The sequence below is a fragment of the Stutzerimonas stutzeri genome (assembly GCF_000219605.1).
GTDB classification, from domain to species: domain Bacteria; phylum Pseudomonadota; class Gammaproteobacteria; order Pseudomonadales; family Pseudomonadaceae; genus Stutzerimonas; species Stutzerimonas stutzeri.
This window is the reverse complement of the sequence record NC_015740.1, coordinates 3,568,863-3,588,192: the sequence shown is the minus strand read 5'-3', so window position 1 is coordinate 3,588,192 and position 19,330 is coordinate 3,568,863. Positions and strand designations below refer to the sequence as shown.

The window sequence follows — 19,330 nt, the reverse complement described above, 5'->3', positions numbered from 1 at the left end:
TGCCCCAGAAATCACGAGAACAGGAGTGACATCTATGAAGACTACTCAGACCCTTACCGCCGCCGCCATTGCCGCCGCTCTCAGCCTGCCTTTCGCAGGTGCTGCGCTGGCCGACACGCCTGCAATCGACAAGACCGACACCGTCATGCTCGCTGCCAATACCATGGACGACGCAGGGGACGCTGCCTCCGATACCTGGATCACCACCAAGGTGAAGTCCACGCTGCTGGCTGAAGACGCCACCCCCGGCATGGATATCGAAGTAGAGACCAAGGATGGCGTGGTTTCGCTGACCGGGACCGTAGCCACCGAAGCCGAAAAAGAAGCCGCCATTGCCAAAGCCAAGGGCATCAAAGGCGTCCGTGATGTCGCTGCAGACGGTCTGAAGACCGCCGAGTGACGTCGCTGCCCGCCACTGGCGGGCGCCGCGAATCGAAGAACCCCGCCATTGGCGGGGTTTTTTACGTTAGCCTCCCCGGCGGCTGCCGATCTGCCGCAGTCGGTTACCCTCGAAGCGCAGAAAATGCAGCATCCCATTGTTCGGCCCGTAGACCCATTCCTCGACGGCCACCTCCTGTCGATAGCCGTATTCGTCAAGCACTTCCTTGTAGCCCAGCTGTGCGCTGCTGGCTGGCTCGCCGCATTTGGCGAGCACTTCCGCCGTGGTCGCATCGAGGCTCACCAGGCGGCTGTTGCAGCGATAGGTAGAGGATGCCTTGGCATGCAGGCTGCCCAGCAACAGGCAGAGCAGCAGGGGCAATGCGCGACGATGCATCGGTGCCTCCAGGTGCTTCAATTGGCGCGGCGGGTTTCGATACGAACCAGGCGGTTCCCTTCGAATGTCAGGATGCTGAGCATACCGTTGCGTGGTCCATAGACCCATTCTTCCAATCTGAATTCCTGCCGGTCGTTCCGGCTGAGGCTGTAGCCGACCAGGTCGCGGTGTTGCGGCACGCCGCACTTGCGTTCGACCTCGAACGCGCGGTCGCCGGTCGTGACCAACTGGCTGCCGCAGCGCAGTGTGTCGGCCTGGGCACTGGCGGCAGCGATCAGCAGGACAGCAGCACCGAGGCGGTAGTACAGGTTCATCAGTCGCTCCCCAGATGCAGTACGGTCGCTACCTGGCCATTATCCGCCTCTTCAGTCGTTCCGGTGTCCAGCAGGTACACGCGCTCGGACTCCAGGCCCGCGTCGACCAGGTAGCCCTTGATCGCGGCGGCCCGCTCGCGGCTCAGACGGCGTAGCAGGGCGGCATTGTCAGACCAGGAGTCGATTACCGCCTGGCGCATCCGCTCGGCGCGTTGTTCATCGTCCAGCTCCTTCCACTCGGCTGGCGGCTGCTGATTGAGCCGGCTGCGATAGATGCCTTCCAGCAACGGCGCTTCATCGCTCGTTTCGATGCGAATCTCCGCCGGGTCTGGCGGAACCTTGTCGCCACGACGCTGCAGGATGCTGTACTGGGTTTCCCGAAACTCTTGCTGCAACCGCTGCTCGGCCAGCATCGGGCCATCGATGGCGGCGTTAGCCATGCCTTCAACCTCAAGCCGCAGGGCCGGGCGCTCCACCAGTGCCGCGGCCAGCGTATCCAGTGTCTTGCGCGCGTTGCCGTCCAGCTCGCTGCTGGCGGCTGCAAAGGCGACGTGGCTGAGGTCGGCATCGCCACCCCCGGCCAGGCCGGCGATGAACTTGAACGGCGCCTGGGCCGCCCGCACCACCAGGTTGCGCAGCGTCTGCCAGACGATCGGCATGACGCTGAACTCGGGATCGTTCAGGTTGCCCTGAACCGGCAGCTCGATGGAAATGGTGCCCTTGCTGTCCTTGAGCAAGGCCACCGCCAGGCGCACGGGCAGGTCCACGGCATCGGGACTGTCGACCTTTTCGCCGAGCTGCAGCTGCTCCAGCACCACCTTGTTCTCGGCGTTCAGCCGTCCCTGCTCGATCCGGTAATGCAGATCCAGATTGAGGCGGCCCTTGCGGATGCGGTAGCCGGCGAACTTGCCGGAATACGGCGTGAGCGTGGTCAGCTCGACCTGGCGGAAGCTGGTGGCGATGTCCAGGCTCTGCAGCGGATCGAATGGCGTCAGACTGCCCTTGATGCTCACCGGCGCGTACTGGTCCACCTTGCCGGCGATGTTCACCGAGGCGGCTTTTTGCTCGCGATTGCTCAGGACGCCGATGTCACCATTGAGTGACTGGATGGCGGTAACGAACGGCGGGCGCAGGCTGAAGTCGGCGAAGTTGGCCGAACCGTCGGCGATGTTGATCCCGCCGATGCGGATGGCCAGCGGTTCCGCGGCCTGCTGCTCGGATGCGTCCTGGGCAGCCGGTTCGTCACGCTTGACCAGCAGGTCGTTGAGGTTGGTACTCAGATCCGGGTTGACGACGAAGCGCGCGTACGGCTGGCGCAGATCGATCCGCTCGATGTCCAGGCTGCGCGGATGCTGGTAATCCAGGCCGCTGAGCTGCAGTCGCTGCCACTTCACGAAGTCGCGGTTGTTGATGGTGTCGAGCGTATGCAGCTGGGTCGCATCGACGCTGCCGCGTACGCTGAAGGCCAACGGCTCGGTACCCTGCAGGTCGACCTGTAGTTCGCTGCTGAGCATGCCGCTGCGCAGCTCCAGGCTCACCAGCGGGCTCAGGTAGGCCTGGGCGATGCGCAGGTCGATATCGCGGGTAGTCACCGCCAGCTGACCGCTGATCGGGTTGAGTTGCAGCTGCCCCTGGGCCTGGAGCGCCCCCTGCCTGCCGACCCCGGTGTCCAGCTTCAGCGAAAAGGGGCGATTTGCGAGGCTGTCGAAATCGCTGATGTCGAGGTTCAGCGGGCCGAGTTCGAGCTGGACCTCGTCGTCCGGCACGCGATCGGCCAGGTGCACGCTGTAATCGCGCAGCTGAGCATCCTGCAGCAAGACCTGCCACGGTTCGCCGGCTGTCTGGGCTTCGCTGTCCGCGGTCTGCTCGTCAGCATTCGACGGGCTCGGGCCCGCGGCGAACAGCTTCTGCCAGTCCAGCTCGCCATCGGCCTCGCGGGCGGCCCAGGTTTCCAGATGGCGGCTGCGCAGCTTGCCGATGCTGACCTGACGCCTGGCCAGGTCCAGCGTGGTTTCGCTCAGCTCGAGCCGCTCCAGGCGAACCAGCTTGCGCCCGTCCGGGCTGTCGAGGGCCAGCGGGGCCACGGCGGCCTGGGCGCTGTCCAGTGTCAGGGCCAGGCCGTCGCTGAGGTCGAGGTGGTAGCGGGTACTCAGGTCGATACTGCCATCTCGAAGAACCAGTGGCGCCGCGTCGCGCACGTACGGCCTGAAGTCCTTCAGCGGCAGTTTGCTGACCTGCAGCTGGCCGCGCGAGGCCAGCGGTTGCAGGTTGAGGTCGCCTTGCCAGTCGATGCGTCCGCCGCTTGCACCTGTGGCGGTGAGGCGGGCGTCGGCGCTGCCGTCCGTGCGGGTGGCAAGGTTGTGCAGCTCTAGGCCCAGCGAGTCGTAGACCAGCTCGATGGGCTCACTTGGGCGCCGATCACGGAAGGCGAGGTGTCCGCGCACCAGTTGCAACTGGTCGATACGCAGCGGGAAGAGTTCGCGCTCGTCGTCGGCAGATGGCTGCGTTTCGGGGACATCGAACAGCTGGCCGAGGTTCAGGGTGCCGTCCTCGGCGAAGCGCACCTCGGCGTGCGGCGCTACCAGCTGTACGGCGGCCAGGTGCAGCGTGCGTTGCCAGAGGCTGTTCCACTGCAGGTCGAGGTAGAGTCGCTCGAAGGCCAGCTGGCGATCGTCCTGCGCGCCGATGCGCAGGTCGAACAGGGTGAGTTCGAGGCTGAAGGGATTGAATTCGATGCGCTGCAGGCTGGCCGGTACGGTGGCGTAGTTGGCCAATTGCTGATTGGCGATGCGCTGGGCGATACCCGGCAGGATCAGGAAGCCAAGCAGGCTGTAGCAGATCAGCACGAGCGCCACGCCGGTGAACGCTCGCTTCATTCCATTGGGCATGACCGGAAGTATTCCTGGCGGATGGATGCCTTGGAGTATGGCATGGCCAGGCGGTTCCCCGAATCGAGCGATACCGGCAATGCGCTCAAAGCCGCAGAATCAGGGTCTTGAGTGGGGGCAGCCCGTCGTGGGAAGGGAAGTCCGCCGCCGGTGCCAGCACTTGCCATTCACGTACCGGCCGGCCCGCCTTGTCGGCGCAACGCAGCACCTGCGTCCGCCATTCGTCCATCGGCACCTTCGCCAAGTTGTTGCAACAGATCAGCACGCCGCCTTCGGCGGTGGTCAGCAATGCCGGTTTCAGCAGGCTCTGGTAGTCGCGCAGCAGGTCCACCGTGCCGAAGGCGCTGCGTGCCCAGGCCGGAGGGTCGAGCAGTACCAGATCGAACTGGCGCTGCTCGAGGCGAGGGTAGTCGGGCAGGGCGCGGCCGCGCCTGGAAGCCACCGGCAGTCCGGCGAGTTGGCGGATCGCCGGGAAATAGTCGGAGCGGACGAAGCGCATCGGTGCCAGCCCCGGGTTCAGCGCTGCATTCTCCCTGCCCACGGCGAGGTTGCGCTCGGCGAAGTCGAGGTTCCAGACATCCCGGGCGCCACCCGCCGTAGCGCAGAGCCCGACGCCGCAGGTATAGGAAAACAGGTTGAGCACCGACTTGCCGGCACTGTGTTGCTTGACCCAGCCGCGAGCGTTGCGCAGGTCGAGGAACAGCAGCGGGTCCTGGCCGTCGTGGCGCCCGCGTACGCGGTAGGCGAGCCCCCATTCATGACCGACCTGATCGGCCAGCGCGGCGGCGTCCGGCTGGTACGCCGCGTGGCTGCGGTCGATGCGCGAGTTGCCCTGCGAGCGGTCGTTGTAGACGAGCTGCAGCGGCAGTTCGAGCGAGTCCATGGCCAGCTCATGGATGCGCAGCAACGCATCTGCTGCAAGCGTCTGGTGAAAGCTCTGCACCATCAGCTGCGGCCCGTAGCGATCCACCGTCAGGCCGGCAGCACCTTCCTGGCTGCCATGGAACAGGCGGTAGCAATCGGTGCCCTGCTGGTGCAGCTGGTCGAGCAGTGGGCGCCGGCGATCGAAGGCGGCGCGCAGCGCCTGGTCTGGAGAGGGCATGCGCGCGGCTCGATAAAGGAGGGCGCGCAGTCTAGCAAGAAATGCGGCGCGACAACCGCTGCTAGCGTGGTGGCAGGCCCATGCGGCGGCGCGCGCGGTGCACCGAGGCACTGCGCACCGCCCAGCGCAGCACCGGCGCCGTACGGCGTACCCCGCTGCGAATCAGCTGGCGACGGGTGTCGCTCAGCGGTGGGCCGAACATCGCTGAGGCCCATTCCGGCAGCAGTTCGATACCGGCATGTAGCATCAGCGTGCCGAACGGCCGCAGCAGTGGGCTCGGCGCCGGAGCGGTGCGCAGTATCTGCAGAATCTCCAGTGCGCGCGCGTCGATCTGCAGCTGCGGACGGAGGCGTTCGAGGTACGTCTCGACCTCGGCGCGCGAACGTGGCACGCCTTCTGCGCCGAGGCGCTCGGCGATCAGCGCGACTTCGGCGTAGTAACGATCCTGGTCGGCTGTGCTGAGGTCAGGGTCGCGGTAACGCAGGTGCGACTTGAGGAAACTGCTGACCTCGGCGACGTGCACCCAGGTCAGCAGCTCGGGGTCGTAAGCGGCATAGGCTCGGCCATCCGGCGCCGTGCCGGTCACGCTCAGGTGGATGCGCCGTACCCGTTCGATCAGGCGCTCGGCATCTGCATGGCTGCCGAAGGTGGTGGCGGAAATGAACTGCCCGGTGCGCCGCAGTCGGCCGAGCAGGTCCTCGCGGAAGTTCGAATGATCCCATACCCCGGCCAGGGCCAGCGGGTGCAGGGCCTGCAGCAGCAACGCGGAGATTCCGCCAACCATCATCGAGGTGAAATCACCATGCACGCGCCAGCAGATCGAATCGGGACCGAAGAGCCCGGGGTCGCCCGGCGGGTTCTCGTAGTCCACCCCGCCGATGGCCAGGCCGGTGAGGCTGAGCACGCGTGCTTCGATAGGGCGACGGATGAATTCCATGGTGACGGCGCTGCAGGCTTGGGAGCTGGCGATGTTACCCGATCAGGCGCCGACGGCCGCGGGCAGGGCAGGGTGCACGCGACGGAAGGGGACCGGACGCTGCAGCAGCGTCCGGTCAGCAGGTGCGTTCAACCGCGATGACGGCCGCGGAAGAAGTCGATCAGGCCCTGAGTCGAGGCGTCTTCTGCCGGCGCCGCATCGAAGCGGGTCATCTGGTTGTAAACGGCCTTGCCCAGCTCCTTGCCCAGCTCGACACCCCACTGGTCGAAGGAGTTGATGCCCCAGATCACGCCCTGGACGAAGACCTTGTGCTCGTACAGCGCGATGAGTGCGCCGAGACGGCCGGGGCTGATGGTTTCCATCACCAGGGTGTTGCTCGGTCGGTTGCCCGGAATCACCTTGTGCGGCGCCAGGCGCTGGACTTCGGCCTCGCTCAGGCCCTTGGCACGCAGTTCGGCTTCGGCTTCTTCGCGGGTCTTGCCGAGCATCAGCGCCTGGCTCTGCGACAGGCAGTTGGCATAGAGCCATTCGTGGTGATCGGCTACCGGGTTGTGACTGACAACGGGCACGATGAAGTCGGCTGGAATCAGCGGCGTGCCCTGGTGCAACAGCTGGTGGTAGGCGTGCTGGCCGTTGGCACCGACACCGCCCCAGATCACCGGCCCGGTGCTGCAGGACACTGGCGTGCCATCCTGGCGCACGCTCTTGCCGTTGGATTCCATGTCCATCTGCTGCAGGTGCTTGACGAAGTTGCGCAGGTAGTGGTCGTAGGGCAGGAAGGCGTAGCTCTGCGCGCCCCAGAAGTTGTGGTACCAGATGCCGAGCATCGCCAGCAGCACCGGCATGTTGCTTTCGAACGGCTCGCTGAGGAAATGCTGGTCCATGCTGTAGGCGCCGGAGAGCAGGTCCTTGAAGTTGGACATGCCGATGGCCAGGGCGATGGGCAGGCCGATCGCCGACCACAGCGAGTAGCGCCCGCCGACCCAGTCCCACATGGGGAAGATGTTCTTCTCGCGAATGCCGAAGTCGACAGCCGCCTGCTTGTTGCTGGTCACGGCGATGAAGTGGCGGTAGAGCTTTTCCTCGGTGCCGCCCTTGCCCAGATACCAGTTGCGGGCCGCCTGGGCATTCTTCAGCGTCTCGAGGGTGCCGAAGGTCTTGCTGGAGATAATGAACAGCGTGGTCTCGACATTCAGCTTGGCGGTCACCTCGCGGAATTCGCTGCCGTCGATGTTGGCCAGGTAGTGCGTCCGCACGCCGTGCTGGGTGAACGGCAGCAGCGCCTCGGAGACCAGCTGTGGGCCGAGGAACGAGCCACCGATGCCGATGTTCACGACGTCGGTGATGGTCTTGTCGCTGAAGCCGCGCCACAGGTTGTTGTGGATGCGGGTGACGATGTCGGTCATCTGCGCCAGGGCGGTGTGCACGTCGCGCATGATGTTCTTGCCGTCGACCATCACCGAGTCGCCCATGGGACGGCGCAGGGCCGTGTGCAGCACCGGGCGATTCTCCGACGCATTGATCCGTTCGCCCTCGAACATGGCACGGGCGGCCTGCTCGACGCCGGCCTCGCGGGCCAGATTGACCAGCAGGGTGCGGGTCTGCGGGGTGATGAGGTTCTTCGAATAGTCGAGGAACAGGCCGCTGCAGGAAACCGACAGGTCATCGAAGCGCGTCGGGTCGGCCTTGAAGGCCTCGCGCATGCTGAAGTGCTGCATGGCCAGGCGGTGTTCTTCCAGGGCCTTCCAGGACGGCAGGCCGGTGACATCGAGCGGATGCTGGTAGTAGCTCATGGTGATGCGGCTTCCTTTGCTTTGACAGGCCGCTGAACCCCGGGAATTCGCGCAGCGAGCGCGCCATGATTGCCTCGGGATTCAGTGATGTGTATGACCGTGCGGGCACGCCGGCACTCGTTCCTGAATGCTGCGGATGCTGGCCGAACCCGGCTTTCACCGAGCCGGTGAGGCACATCCTATGCCATCAGAGACAGCTCAGACAGGGAAAACCCCTGCTGCGTTCCGGGCTTTCGCCGTCTATTCTGCCCGCGCTCATGCCGCATCCCAACCGCTGTCGCCCAGCCCCAACGAAAAAGCCCGAAGTGCGAAACACTTCGGGCTTGGATTCAATGCAGGCGTGGGGCCGGGCTCAGGCCACCTGCACCGGAATGGCGTTGCTGGTATGGCTCAGCTCGCCGTCGGCGCCCATGTAGAGCACATGGGGTTTGAAGTTGGCCAGCTCGGCTTCGCTGTAGTGCGCATAGGCACAGATGATAAGGCGATGACCGACGCCGGCCTTGTGGGCGGCGGCGCCATTGACCGAGATGATCCTGGAGCCTTCCTCGCCGCGGATGGCGTAGGTGGTGAAGCGTTCGCCGTTGTCGACGTTGTAGATCTGGATCTGTTCGTATTCACGGATACCGGCCAGGTCCAGCCACTCGCCGTCGATGGCGCAGGATCCTTCATAGTCGAGCACCGAGTGGGTTACCTGGGCGCGGTGCAGTTTGGCCTTGAGCATGATGGCGTGCATGGCGGGGTCCTCCGGGTGCGCAAGCGGCGCAGAGTGTGCCCGAAGCCTCGAACGCGATCAAGCTGCAGGCAATTGGCAGGGATCAGGCCGATGTGCGGAGGTCGACCAGCAGGTTGTCGATCAGCCGCGTCTTGCCCAGGTAGGCCGCCGCGAGAATGACCAACTCGCTGGAGGCGTCGGTGACCGGCTGCAGATCGATGGCATTGCGGATGTCCAGGTAGTCCGGACGCAGGCCGGCGTTGCGCAGTGCTTCCAGACCTTCGTCGATCAGCGCGGGAAGGTCCCGGCGACCGCCCTGGAGCGCATCCCTGAGCTGGTTCAGCGTGCGATAGAGGACAGGCGCCGTGGCGCGCTCGTCGGCGCTCAGGTAACCGTTGCGCGAGGACAGTGCCAGGCCGTCGTCGGCCCGCACGGTCGGTTCGGAGAGGATCTGCACCGGCATGTTCAGGTCGCGCACCATGGTGCGGATCACCGCCAGCTGCTGGAAATCCTTCTGGCCGAACACGGCGAGGTCCGGCAGGACCATGTTGAACAGCTTGCTCACCACCGTGGAGACACCGTCGAAATGACCGGGGCGACTGCCGCCGCAGAGGCCTTCGGATACGCCGGGTACGCGCACGATGGTCTGGTTGGCCTGGCCGTGGGGGTACATCTCCTCCACGCTGGGCGCGAAGAGCAGGTGGCAGCCAGCGTCGAACAGCTTTTCCTGGTCCGCCGCGAGCGTACGCGGGTAGTTGTCCAGGTCCTCGTTGGGACCGAACTGCAGCGGATTGACGAAGATGCTGGCGACCACGAAGTCGGCGCGCTGGCCGGCTTTCTTCACCAGCGCGATATGACCGGCGTGGAGGTTGCCCATGGTCGGCACGAAACCGATGCGTTTGCCCTCGCCGCGCGCGCGGGCGACCGCGGCGCGCAGGTCGGCGATGGTCTTGACGACGTTCATGCGGAGAAACCGTGTTCGGCTGCGGGGAATTCGACGGCCTTGACCGCCTTGACGTAGCCGGCGATGGCCGCGGGGATGTCGCCGTGCTCGCGCATGAAGTTCTTCACGAACTTCGGCACGCGGCCGCTGAGCGACAGTCCGAGCATGTCATGCAGGACCAGCACCTGGCCGTCGGTATCGCTGCCGGCGCCAATGCCGATCACCGGGATCTGCACGGCCCGGGTAATGCGCGCGGCCAGTTCGCTGGGGACGCATTCGAGCAGCAGCATGGCGGCGCCGGCTGCTTCCAGCGACTTGGCATCCTCCAGCATCTGCTGTGCCTGGGCTTCTTCGCGCCCCTGCACCTTGTAGCCGCCGAACAGATTGACCGCCTGCGGGGTCAGCCCCATATGCGCGCACACCGGGATGCCGCGGTCGGCCAGCAGGCGGATCGACTCGGCCAGCCAGGCGGTGCCCTCGAGCTTGATCATGTGGGCGCCGGCCTGCATCAGCAGCGCCGAATTGTTCAGGGTCTGCTCGGTGGTCGCGTTGGCCATGAACGGCAGGTCGGCGACGATCATCGCGCCGCGGTTGCCACGCTTGACGCTGGCGGTGTGGTAGGCCATGTCGGCGACGGTGACCGGCAGGGTGCTGTCGTGACCTTGCAGGACCATGCCGAGCGAGTCGCCGATCAGCAGCATCTCGACGCCTGCATCGCAGGCCGTCTTGGCGAAGGTGGCGTCATAGCAGGTGAGCATGACGATCTTCTCGCCCTTCTGCTTGAGCCCTTGCAGCGTGGTCAGGGTTACGTCTGGCATGAATGCCGTCCTCTTCGAGCCTCGGAGGTCAGGATTGCCGGGCGGTGCACCGGAAGGGTGCTACGGCCGCAGGTGGCAGAGGGCGCTTATAGTCCCGGCGGCGGCAGAGTAAGTCAATCGCGAGTGTTACCTGCGCGTTACGTTCGTTACCGCGTCGGTGACACTCGTATTGACGAGCCGCTCCAGCCCGCGGAACGGGCAGGCCGCGAGCAGGTCGACGAGCCGTCGCCCATCGGCCAGCACCAGCTCCGGCGGAGCGATCTCGGCCAGCGGGTAGAGCACGAACGCCCGAGCCTGCATGTGATAGTGCGGAACCTGGAGGCGCGGCTGGTCGATCAGTCGCTCGCCGAACAGCAGGATATCCAGGTCCAGGGTGCGCGGGCCCCAGCGTTCGGCCTTGCGTTCGCGGCCCTGCGCCAGTTCGATGCGCTGCAGGGCATCGAGCAGCGCCAGCGGCTCGAGGTCGGTCTCCAGTGCCGCAACCGCGTTGACGTAGCGTGGCTGGTCGGCGGGCCCGAGCGGGTCGCTGGCATAGAGAGAGGAGACCGCAGCCAGCCTGCTCCCTGGCAGTTCGGCCAGCGCCTGCAGAGCACCACGCAGCTGCTGCTGGGGATCGGCCAGGTTGCTGCCCAGGCCGATGTAGACGCGCTCCATCTCAGTCGGCCGGGTTGGCGGCGTCGCCCGGCGTGCGGCGACGGCGACCGCCACGGCGGCGTTTCTTGGCCGCGCCGGCGTCATCCTTGCCGCTGAGGCCGCGGATCATGTTGCGCCGCTCGCTGTCGTTGGCTTCCTGATAGTCGGTCCACCAATCGCCAAGGCCGCCGGTCTTCTCGCCCGCGCTTTCGCGCAGCAGGAGAAAGTCGTAGCCAGCACGGAAGCGCGGATTCTCCAGAAGCTGGTCGGCACGGCGGCCCTGCCGGCGCGGCAGGCGTTCCTGCATGTCCCAGATCTCACGCATGGGGATGGTAAAGCGCTTGGGAATCGCGGTGCGCTGGCACTGTTCCCAGATGATGTCGTGGGCGGCTTCCTGCATCGCCGGAATCGGCGGCATGCCGCGGTCCTGCAGCTCCAGTACGCGGGCCGGCAGGGCAGGCCAGAGCAGCGCCGCGAAAAGGAACGCGGGCGTCACCGGCTTGCCCTGCTGGATGCGCAGGTCGGTATTGGCCAGCGCGTTGCGGATCAGCGTGCCGGCATACTCGGGGTTGCGCTCCAGCGCGGTGGCGCTGGCGGGGAACAGCGGCGCAAACAGGTCGTATTCGAGCAGCAGCTCGAAGGTCCGCTCGGCCTTGCCGCCGAGGAACAGCTTGAGCGTCTCGTCGAACAGGCGGGCCGAGGGGATGCCGTCGAGCAGCTCGGCCAGGTCGGCGATGGGCTCGGCACTGTGGCGTTCGATTTCGAAGTCGAGCTTGGCGGCGAAGCGCACCGCGCGGAGCATACGTACCGGGTCTTCCTGGTAGCGCTGCTCGGGATCGCCGATCAGGCGGATCAGGCGATTGCGGATGTCGTGCACGCCGCGGGTGTGGTCGAGGATGCGCTCGCTGGTCGGGTCGTAGTACAGCGCATTGATGGTGAAGTCCCGGCGCTGGGCGTCGTCCTCGAGCGTGCCGTAGACGTTGTCGCGCAGGATGCGCCCGCTCTCGTTGCGCGAGGCCAACTGGCTGGCATCCTCGTCGTCTTCTTCCGGGTGGTTGGCGCGGAAGGTGGCGACTTCGATGATCTCGCGGCCGAAGTGCACGTGGACGAGCTTGAAGCGCCGGCCGATCACGCGTGCGTTGCGAAACTCGGCGCGAACCTGTTCCGGGGTCGCACTGGTGGCGACGTCGTAATCCTTGGGATTGAGCTGCAGCAACAGATCGCGCACACAGCCACCCACGACATAGGCCTCGTAGCCGGCCTGCTGCAGGCGCTCGACCACGCTCACCGCATGACGGCTGATCTCGTTGCGATGCAGGGAATGCTGCCGGCTGGACAGAATTTCAGGTGTGCGACGGGGATGCGGGATGCGGCGCAGCGGAAGACGAAAAGACTGGAACAGCTTTTTCAGCATGAGGGGCAACTGTGTGGCGGAATGACGGGCCGGCGTCGCGAAAGCCGCGAAACCTGCGCGGATTCTAGCACCGGGACTGCCGGATGGTGAACGAAGCGCAGGGTAGTGTCAAAAAGCTTCGCGTGTAGCGTGACGAGGGTTCTGCCTGGTGCAACGCGGAAGGAAATGTCTGGACGGGGCGTGCGGAAGGAAACCGCGGAGCCAGATAGCACTGAGGGGAGCCGAAGCTCCCCTCTGAATAATGTCGCGTGCTTATTTATTGTTATTGGTCTTCTCAGGCGTTGCTGTTCTTGTTGTTCGCCTGTCCTTCGGGCCGTGGCCGTCGGGAACGCTCCCACAGTGGGAGCCAATAGCAAACGGATTTCTTTGGTCGCTGACGTTGCCTTGATCTTCGATCCAACCAGTGCAGGGCCTGCTCGATGCAGTTTTTGTTGTTCTCGGCCTGGTCGTGGGGCGAACCCCGTGGCATGTCCTCTCCAAAAGAATCAGTTAGCTGCGCCTCCGCCTTCTTGTCGTTGTTTTGCTGGAGCCGTTACGTCTTGTTCTTATTGTGGGATCTGCTTGTTATTGTTGTTGTGCCATTAGGTAAGCAGTTGCCGTGCCATTTTTAGGAAATCGTTATATTTCAATGAGTTGTGATTTCCAGGCTTGGCGGAAGGCAAGAAAAAACCGGGGCGTCGTTACCGATGCTCCCGGTTTTTGTTACGAGCGATGCGCCGGCGGTAACAAATTACCCGGCGGCGCTACTGGACTTGCGCCGCGGAATGCCCAGGCGCTGGCGGCGTTCCCACAGGCATTTGCGGCTGATGCCGAGCTTGCGCGCCAGTTCGGTCTCGGTCATGTGGTCCTGATGCTCGAGCACGAAATGCTGGAAGTAGTCCTCCAGCGAGAGATCCTCGGTCGGCTCGTTGCCACCGGCGATACCGCGGATGCCGCCGAGTGAATCTTCTTCGAACTCATCGTCCAGCTCGTCGAGTTCGATATCGATGCCCAGCAGCTCGGCGTCGATCTCCGGGCTCTCGCTCAGGATCGCCGCGCGCTCGATGGCGTTTTCCAGTTCGCGCACGTTGCCGGGCCAGGAGTAGTGACGAATCGCCTGTTCGGCGTCGCGCGAGAAGCGCATCTCGTCGCTGCTCATGCGTTCGCCCTGGCGCGCCAGGAACGCCTTGGCGATTTCGAGCACGTCGTTGCCGCGCTCGCGCAGCGGCGGCAGCTTGAGCGCGATCACGTGCAGGCGGTAATAGAGGTCTTCGCGGAACTGGCCGGTCTTGGCAAGGGTTTTCAGGTCGCGGTGGGTGGCGGCGATCAGACGCACATCGACCTTCTGCGACTGCACCGAGCCGACGCGGCGGATCTCACCTTCCTGCAGTACGCGCAGCAGGCGCGCCTGGGCTTCCAGTGGCAGTTCGCCGATTTCGTCGAGGAACAGGGTGCCGCCATCGGCTGCCTCGACCAGGCCGGCGCGACCGGCGCTGGCCCCGGTGAAGGCCCCCTTCTCGTGGCCGAACAGCTCGGATTCGATCAGGGTTTCCGGAATGGCCGCGCAGTTCACCGAGATCATCGGCGCCTTGGCCCGTCGCGAGAGATTGTGCAGTGCCCGCGCCACCAGTTCCTTGCCGGTGCCCGACTCGCCCTGGATCAGCACGTTGGAATCGGTGGGGGCGACCTTGCGGATCTTGCTGAACAGGTCCTGCATCGGTGCGCAGTGGCCGATGATGCCGATGTCGCCCTGTGCCGCGTCGCTTGGGGCGCTGCCATTGCCACGGCTCGGCTGAGCGAGGGCTGCGGCGCTCTGCTGATGATCCTGAAGGATGCGCGCCACGGTCTGCAGCATCTCGTCGTGGTCGAAGGGTTTGGCGATGTAGTCCACCGCGCCCATCTTCATGGAGTCCACCGCCGAGCGCAGGCTGGCGTAGCTGGTCATGATCAGCACCGGTGTGCCTTCGGCCAGTTTGATCAGTTCGGTGCCGGGTGCGCCGGGCAGTCGCAGGTCGCTGACGATGAGGTCGAAACCCGGGATGCTGTAGCGCTCCTGTGCTTCCTGCACCGAGCCGGCTTCGCTGACCTCGTACTGGTTGCGTTCGAAGAGGCGCCGCAGGGCTGAGCGGATGATGGTTTCGTCTTCGACGATCAGTATGTGTGACATCAGTACTCTCTCGACGGTCTGGAGGCAGAACCGGCGCCGGGCCGGTACGGCAGTCGCCTCTTCAACTTACGGCGTGTGACGCTTCGACATGCCGCGGCAGGGTGATGCGAAAACGGGTGCCGCGTTGCGTTTCCGGGTCAGCCGGGCTGTCGATATCGATCTGGCCATAATGCTCTTCAATGATCGAATAGACCAGCGCGAGGCCCAGGCCCGTGCCTTCGCCCGGGTCCTTGGTGGTGAAGAACGGCTCGAACAGGCGGTCCTGGATCTCTTTCGGAATGCCGCTGCCTTCGTCCTCCACGGTCAGATAGACCGTCTGCTCGGCCACTTCGCTGGTCACCCGGATCACGCCACCGGGCGGCGATGCGTCGCGGGCGTTGGACAGCAGGTTGATCAGCACCTGCGCCAGGCGTTGCGGGTCCCCCTCGGCCACATGATCGGGATGGCACAGGTTGAGGAACTGCACCTCGGTGCGGTTGCGGTTGAGCGAGAGCAGGCCGATGGCGTCCTGGGTGACCTGTGCCAGGCTCACCGGATAGAGCTGGTGCTGGCGTTCGCCGGCATGGGCGAAGCTCATCAGCGACTGCACGATGCGCGACACGCGCTTGGTCTGCTCGATGATCTGCGCGCTGATTTCGACGATCTCGCCATCGCCTTCGCGCTCGTCCCGCAGGTTCTGCGCCAGACAGGCGATGCCGGTGATCGGGTTGCCGATTTCGTGCGCCACGCCGGCGGCCAGGCGGCCGATGCTGGCCAGACGCTCGGAATGCACCAGGCGGTCTTCCAGCTGCTGGGTCTCGGTCAGGTCCTCGACCAGCAGGACCAGGCCGCTGTTGCCGGGCGCCAGCGGCTCGGCGATGGCTGCCTTGTGCAGGTTGAGGCAGCGGCGATGGCCGTTGTGCGCCAGGCGCTGCTTGTGCAGGTGTTCGTCGGGCTGCTCGATGAAGTCGCCCAGCAGGCTGCGCCAGGGTTCGGCGATGGTCGACAGGCGCGAGCCGACGACCTGCAGCGCGGGAATTTCGGTCAGCTCTTCGAGGGCGCGATTCCACATGAGAATTTCCTGATCCTTGGCCAGCGAGCAGACCCCCATGGGCAGCTCCTGCAGCGTCTGCCGGTGATAGCGGCGCAGCGCGTCGAGTTCGGCGGCCAGGCCGGTCAGGCGCGAGTGATACTCCTCCAGGCGGTTCTCGATGAAGTGGATGTCTTCGGTGATGTAGCCCTCGGCGCCGTTCTTGTACGGCAGGAAGTTCTCGACGATATCCTGGGCCACGCTGGGCCCCATCAGCCCGGACAGGTTGGCTTCGATGCGATCACGCAGACGGCGCAGGGCATAGGGGCGGTGCTCGTCGAACGGCAGCTGCAGATCGCGCAGTGCCTGCTCCACTTCGCGCTGCGCGGTCTTGGCGCCCAGGGGCTTGGCCAGCTGGGTGGCGAACTCCTGTGGCGAGGCGGCCATCAGTTCACGCCGCTGCGGCCGGCGCACGTTTTCCACCGCACAGGCCTCGGCGGCGCTCTGCTCCTCGGGGCTGGTCTCGCTGAAGATCGAGAACAGCGAGAAGGCCAGCACGTTGACCGCCAGCGAAGCGATTGCCGCCAGGTGCCAGCTGGTGTCGTCGAGTACGTAGACCACATTGAACAGCGGGATATAGAAACCATCCAGATTGCCCACCAGGGGCAGCAGCATGGTCACCATCCAGACGCCGATGCCGGCCAGCAGGCCGGCTATGTAGCCGCGGCGGTTGGCGGTCGGCCAGTAGAGCACCGAGAGCACGCCCGGCAGGAACTGCAGGGTGGCAACGAAGGCGACGATGCCCAGGTTGGACAGGTCCTGCTCGGCGCCGAGCAGCAGGTAGAACCCGTAACCGGCAAGGATGATGGCGAAGATCAGGCTGCGTCTGGTCCATTTCAGCCAGCGGTAGATGTTGCCCTCGCTGGAGGGTTGATAGAGCGGCAGCACCAGATGGTTGAGCGCCATGCCGGACAGCGCCAGGGTGCTGACGATGATCAGCCCGCTGGAGGCCGACAGCCCGCCGACGAAGGCCAGCAGCGCCAGGGTTTCGCTCTGTGCGGTGAGGCCGAGGCCGAGGGTGAAGTATTCGGGGTTGGTGCTGACGCCCAGCTTAAGGCCGGCCCAGAGGATCAGCGGCACGGCCAAACTCATCAGCAGCAGGTACAGCGGCAATCCCCAGCTGGCGCTGACCAGCCCGCGCGGGTTGAGGTTCTCGGTGAACGTCATGTGATACATGTGTGGCATGACGATGGCCGAGGCGAAGAACACCAGCAGCAGGGTGCGCCACGGGCCTTCCTGCAGCGGCGTGTGCAACGCCTGCAGCGCCGACTGGTTCTGCAGCAGCCAGATCTCCAGCTGGTGCGGGCCGCCGAAGACCACGTACAGGGCGTACAGGCCGATGGCACCGAAGGTCACCAGCTTGACGATCGATTCGAAGGCGATGGCGAACACCAGCCCTTCGTGCTTCTCCCGCGTGGCGATGTGGCGGGCACCGAAGAGGATGGTGAACAGCATGATCATCAGGCAGTAGCCCAGCGCCACGCGCTCCTGCAGCGGCTCGAGGGTCAGGATGCCGATGGCGTCGGCGACGGCCTGGATCTGCAGGGCCAGCAGCGGCAGCATGCCGATCAGCATGACGATGGTGGTCAGCGCGCCGCTCCAGGTGCTGCGGAAGCGGAAGGCCACCAGGTCGGCCAGCGACGACAGCTGATAGGTACGCGTGATGCGCAGGATCGGGTAGAGCAGCACCGGCGCCAGCAGAAAGGCGCCGCACACGCCGAGATAGGTGGCGAGAAACCCATAGCCATACTGGTAGGCCAGGCCCACGGTGCCATAGAAGGCCCAGGCGCTGGCGTAGACGCCGAGCGAGAGGGTGTAGGTCAGCGGGTGGCGGATGATCCAGCGCGGGATCAGCCCGCGATCGCTGACCCAGGCCACGCCGAACAGCATGAACAGGTAGGCGGCGCTGATCAGGATTAGGTGGCTCAGGCTAAAGCTCGTCTGCATCACGCTGGCTCTGGAGAATGAAGGTCACCACGATCAGGATCAGCCACAGCAGATAGGGCCGATACCAGGCACCGTTGGGGTCGATCCACCAGTCCATGATGGCGGGGGAGAACAGGTAGATCCCCACCACCAGGAGCAGCACCAGTCGGTAGATATACATGCCGGGTCTCGTGTCGGAAGTGAGGGCGATGGTAGAGCAGCGGCACGCGGCAAGCCACCAGCGGCAGGCAAAAGCTCGCCTCGGGTAGTTCGATCCATGCGTGGCTCAGCGCAGCTGGGCTTCGGCGAGGGTGCGGACCCGCGGGATGCGTGCTGCATTCCAGTGGGCAACGGCCCAGCCGAGAATGTCCGCTGGCAGCGCGCCGTCCAGTTCCGCTGGCGGTTGCTGGCCAAGGGCACGCAGCGCGCGAAGCAGCAGAGGGCTGGCCTCCTGGGCCTGCAGCGGTGGCGAGCGATAGCTCTTGCCGAGCTTGTGTCCGTCCGGCTGGATGATCAGCGGCAGGTGCAGGTAGCGTGGTTGTGGCAGGCCGAGGACTTCCTGCAGATAAAGCTGGCGCGGCGTCGAATCGAGCAGGTCGGCGCCACGCACCACATCGGTGACACCTTGCCAGGCGTCATCCAGTACCACGGCCAGCTGATAGGCAATCAGGCCGTCGCGGCGGCGAATGACGAAATCGCCGACCTCGCGGCCCAGATGCTGGCGGAACTCGCCTTGCACACGATCGATGAAGACGTATTCACGATTGGGTACGCGCAGGCGGATGGCAGCATCCTCGAGGCTGCGACCGGCGGCGCGGCAGAAGCCGGGGTAGGGGCCCGGGTAGCCTTCGAGCTGCTTGCGCGAGCAGGTGCACGCATACGCCTGGCCTTCATCCAGCAGCCGTTCGATGGCGTCCCGATACGCAGCGTGACGTTCGCTCTGGCGCAGCATGTCGCCGTCCCATTCGAAGCCGTAGCTCTGCAGCGTCTCGACGATGGCCCGCTGGGCGCCGGGCATCTCCCGTGGCGGATCGATGTCTTCCATGCGCAGCAACCAAAGGCCGCCGACCGAACGGGCGTCGAGATAGGAAGCGAGGGCCGCGATCAGCGAGCCGAAGTGCAGGTAGCCGCTGGGGGTCGGTGCAAAGCGACCGATGTAGCGTGCGGGCTGGGGCGGAGCGGAGGAGGACATGGCGGGCCGGCGCGATCGGTGATGGCGAGGCGGATGAAACGGTGCAGGGCCTGGAAATGAAGCGGGGCGCCGTAGCGCCCCGTTCGGGATCAGGAACCGATCTGCTTTTCCTTGATCTCCGCCAGCGTCTTGCAATCGATGCAGAGGGTGGCGGTGGGGCGCGCTTCCAGGCGACGGATGCCGATTTCGACACCGCAGGAATCGCACCAGCCGTATTCGTTGTCTTCGATCAGCTGCAGCGTCTCGTCGATCTTCTTGATCAGCTTGCGCTCGCGGTCGCGGGCGCGCAGTTCCAGGCTGAACTCTTCTTCCTGACTGGCGCGGTCGGCCGGATCCGGGAAGTTGGCAGCTTCGTCCTGCATGTGGTGCACGGTGCGATCGACCTCTTCCATCAGCTCCTGCTTCCACTTGTTCAGGATGCCGGTGAAGTGGGCGCGCATCTTGTCGCTCATGTATTCCTCGCCCTGGCTTTCCTTGTAGGGCTCGAAGGCGCGAATCAGTTGCTTGCTCGACGGTGTTTCTTTGGTAATGGGCATGGATGAACGCCTCTCGCTATGTCCATTGCGCAGGATGATTTGTCCCTTGCCGGCCCGTGCCGGCCCTGCGGCTGCAAGCGGGCGAACTTACCAGATCGGCTCGGGGTGCGCTACTCCCCTTTCCAACAGTGG

The 19,330-nt window shown here is 65.1% G+C and carries 17 protein-coding genes; 1 reads left to right on the top strand and 16 read right to left on the bottom strand.

Going from position 1 to position 19,330, the window contains the following annotated elements:
* Positions 1 to 34: 34 nt before the first annotated feature.
* A complete protein-coding gene (locus PSTAB_RS16635) occupies positions 35 to 400 on the top strand; it encodes a BON domain-containing protein (RefSeq protein WP_013983871.1) in 366 nt (121 codons plus the stop codon).
* A 66-nt stretch (positions 401 to 466) separates the two neighbouring features.
* Here PSTAB_RS16635 and PSTAB_RS16630 read toward each other — a convergent pair whose 3' ends face one another.
* The 16 genes from PSTAB_RS16630 to dksA all read right to left on the bottom strand — a co-directional run bounded on the left by PSTAB_RS16630 (position 467) and on the right by dksA (position 19,198).
* A complete protein-coding gene (locus tag PSTAB_RS16630; protein ID WP_013983870.1) occupies positions 467 to 775 on the bottom strand; it encodes a DUF2845 domain-containing protein in 309 nt (102 codons plus the stop codon).
* 17 nt (positions 776 to 792) lie between these two features.
* The gene (locus PSTAB_RS16625) at positions 793 to 1,089 is read right to left on the bottom strand and encodes a DUF2845 domain-containing protein (protein WP_011914365.1); all 297 of its coding nucleotides are present in this window, start codon (positions 1,087 to 1,089) and stop codon (positions 793 to 795) included.
* Positions 1,089 to 3,977: a DUF748 domain-containing protein gene (locus PSTAB_RS16620; RefSeq protein WP_013983869.1), complete on the bottom strand. Its 2,889-nt coding sequence runs from the start codon at positions 3,975 to 3,977 to the stop codon at positions 1,089 to 1,091. The genes PSTAB_RS16625 and PSTAB_RS16620 overlap by 1 nt, the downstream gene beginning before the upstream one ends.
* Before the next feature lie 85 nt (positions 3,978 to 4,062).
* Positions 4,063 to 5,079 (bottom strand): class I SAM-dependent rRNA methyltransferase, encoded by a 1,017-nt coding sequence (locus tag PSTAB_RS16615; protein ID WP_013983868.1) that lies wholly within the window; start codon positions 5,077 to 5,079, stop codon positions 4,063 to 4,065.
* Positions 5,080 to 5,140: 61 nt separating this feature from the next.
* Positions 5,141 to 6,016, bottom strand: a complete 876-nt coding sequence (locus tag PSTAB_RS16610; protein ID WP_013983867.1) for an oxygenase MpaB family protein — start codon at positions 6,014 to 6,016, stop codon at positions 5,141 to 5,143.
* 128 nt (positions 6,017 to 6,144) lie between these two features.
* Positions 6,145 to 7,809, bottom strand: coding sequence for a glucose-6-phosphate isomerase (gene pgi / locus PSTAB_RS16605; RefSeq protein WP_013983866.1), 1,665 nt, complete (start codon positions 7,807 to 7,809; stop codon positions 6,145 to 6,147).
* Between the two features lie 352 nt (positions 7,810 to 8,161).
* Positions 8,162 to 8,542 (bottom strand): aspartate 1-decarboxylase, encoded by a 381-nt coding sequence (gene panD, locus PSTAB_RS16600; RefSeq protein WP_011914360.1) that lies wholly within the window; start codon positions 8,540 to 8,542, stop codon positions 8,162 to 8,164.
* A gap of 82 nt (positions 8,543 to 8,624) precedes the next feature.
* Complete coding sequence (gene panC, locus PSTAB_RS16595) at positions 8,625 to 9,485, bottom strand: pantoate--beta-alanine ligase (protein WP_013983865.1); 861 nt, start codon at positions 9,483 to 9,485, stop codon at positions 8,625 to 8,627.
* Entirely contained in the window at positions 9,482 to 10,282 is an 801-nt protein-coding gene (gene panB, locus PSTAB_RS16590; protein WP_013983864.1) for a 3-methyl-2-oxobutanoate hydroxymethyltransferase, read from the bottom strand. The genes panC and panB overlap by 4 nt, the downstream gene beginning before the upstream one ends.
* Positions 10,283 to 10,408: 126 nt before the next feature.
* Positions 10,409 to 10,936 (bottom strand): 2-amino-4-hydroxy-6-hydroxymethyldihydropteridine diphosphokinase, encoded by a 528-nt coding sequence (gene folK / locus PSTAB_RS16585; protein ID WP_013983863.1) that lies wholly within the window; start codon positions 10,934 to 10,936, stop codon positions 10,409 to 10,411.
* Between the two features lies 1 nt (position 10,937).
* A complete protein-coding gene (locus tag PSTAB_RS16580; protein ID WP_013983862.1) occupies positions 10,938 to 12,329 on the bottom strand; it encodes a polynucleotide adenylyltransferase PcnB in 1,392 nt (463 codons plus the stop codon).
* Between the two features lie 730 nt (positions 12,330 to 13,059).
* The gene (locus PSTAB_RS16575) at positions 13,060 to 14,475 is read right to left on the bottom strand and encodes a sigma-54-dependent transcriptional regulator (RefSeq protein WP_013983861.1); all 1,416 of its coding nucleotides are present in this window, start codon (positions 14,473 to 14,475) and stop codon (positions 13,060 to 13,062) included.
* 61 nt (positions 14,476 to 14,536) lie between these two features.
* Positions 14,537 to 17,491 (bottom strand): sensor histidine kinase, encoded by a 2,955-nt coding sequence (locus PSTAB_RS16570; RefSeq protein ID WP_013983860.1) that lies wholly within the window; start codon positions 17,489 to 17,491, stop codon positions 14,537 to 14,539.
* The gene (locus tag PSTAB_RS21640) at positions 17,475 to 17,651 is read right to left on the bottom strand and encodes a hypothetical protein (RefSeq protein WP_003095129.1); all 177 of its coding nucleotides are present in this window, start codon (positions 17,649 to 17,651) and stop codon (positions 17,475 to 17,477) included. Before PSTAB_RS21640 ends, PSTAB_RS16570 begins: the two co-directional genes overlap by 17 nt.
* Positions 17,652 to 17,756: 105 nt before the next feature.
* Positions 17,757 to 18,662 (bottom strand): tRNA glutamyl-Q(34) synthetase GluQRS, encoded by a 906-nt coding sequence (gluQRS, locus tag PSTAB_RS16560; RefSeq protein WP_013983859.1) that lies wholly within the window; start codon positions 18,660 to 18,662, stop codon positions 17,757 to 17,759.
* Positions 18,663 to 18,751: 89 nt separating this feature from the next.
* A complete protein-coding gene (gene dksA, locus PSTAB_RS16555) occupies positions 18,752 to 19,198 on the bottom strand; it encodes an RNA polymerase-binding protein DksA (RefSeq protein WP_013983858.1) in 447 nt (148 codons plus the stop codon).
* Positions 19,199 to 19,330: the final 132 nt, after the last annotated feature.

Excerpts from the sequence above, each read along its gene's own strand:
- gluQRS (WP_013983859.1), bottom strand. The coding sequence starts at position 18,662 with ATGTCCTCCTCCGCTCCGCCCCAGCCCGCACGCTACATCGGTCGCTTT.
- panB (WP_013983864.1), bottom strand. The coding sequence starts at position 10,282 with ATGCCAGACGTAACCCTGACCACGCTGCAAGGGCTCAAGCAGAAGGGC.
- PSTAB_RS16630 (WP_013983870.1), bottom strand. The coding sequence starts at position 775 with ATGCATCGTCGCGCATTGCCCCTGCTGCTCTGCCTGTTGCTGGGCAGC.
- PSTAB_RS16610 (WP_013983867.1), bottom strand. The coding sequence starts at position 6,016 with ATGGAATTCATCCGTCGCCCTATCGAAGCACGCGTGCTCAGCCTCACC.
- PSTAB_RS16620 (WP_013983869.1), bottom strand. The coding sequence starts at position 3,977 with ATGCCCAATGGAATGAAGCGAGCGTTCACCGGCGTGGCGCTCGTGCTG.
- PSTAB_RS16575 (WP_013983861.1), bottom strand. The coding sequence starts at position 14,475 with ATGTCACACATACTGATCGTCGAAGACGAAACCATCATCCGCTCAGCC.
- PSTAB_RS16615 (WP_013983868.1), bottom strand. The coding sequence starts at position 5,079 with ATGCCCTCTCCAGACCAGGCGCTGCGCGCCGCCTTCGATCGCCGGCGC.
- PSTAB_RS16570 (WP_013983860.1), bottom strand. The coding sequence starts at position 17,491 with ATGCAGACGAGCTTTAGCCTGAGCCACCTAATCCTGATCAGCGCCGCC.
- PSTAB_RS21640 (WP_003095129.1), bottom strand. The coding sequence starts at position 17,651 with ATGTATATCTACCGACTGGTGCTGCTCCTGGTGGTGGGGATCTACCTG.
- PSTAB_RS16580 (WP_013983862.1), bottom strand. The coding sequence starts at position 12,329 with ATGCTGAAAAAGCTGTTCCAGTCTTTTCGTCTTCCGCTGCGCCGCATC.
- panC (WP_013983865.1), bottom strand. The coding sequence starts at position 9,485 with ATGAACGTCGTCAAGACCATCGCCGACCTGCGCGCCGCGGTCGCCCGC.
- PSTAB_RS16625 (WP_011914365.1), bottom strand. The coding sequence starts at position 1,089 with ATGAACCTGTACTACCGCCTCGGTGCTGCTGTCCTGCTGATCGCTGCC.
- panD (WP_011914360.1), bottom strand. The coding sequence starts at position 8,542 with ATGCACGCCATCATGCTCAAGGCCAAACTGCACCGCGCCCAGGTAACC.
- folK (WP_013983863.1), bottom strand. The coding sequence starts at position 10,936 with ATGGAGCGCGTCTACATCGGCCTGGGCAGCAACCTGGCCGATCCCCAG.
- pgi (WP_013983866.1), bottom strand. The coding sequence starts at position 7,809 with ATGAGCTACTACCAGCATCCGCTCGATGTCACCGGCCTGCCGTCCTGG.
- dksA (WP_013983858.1), bottom strand. The coding sequence starts at position 19,198 with ATGCCCATTACCAAAGAAACACCGTCGAGCAAGCAACTGATTCGCGCC.
- PSTAB_RS16635 (WP_013983871.1), top strand. The coding sequence starts at position 35 with ATGAAGACTACTCAGACCCTTACCGCCGCCGCCATTGCCGCCGCTCTC.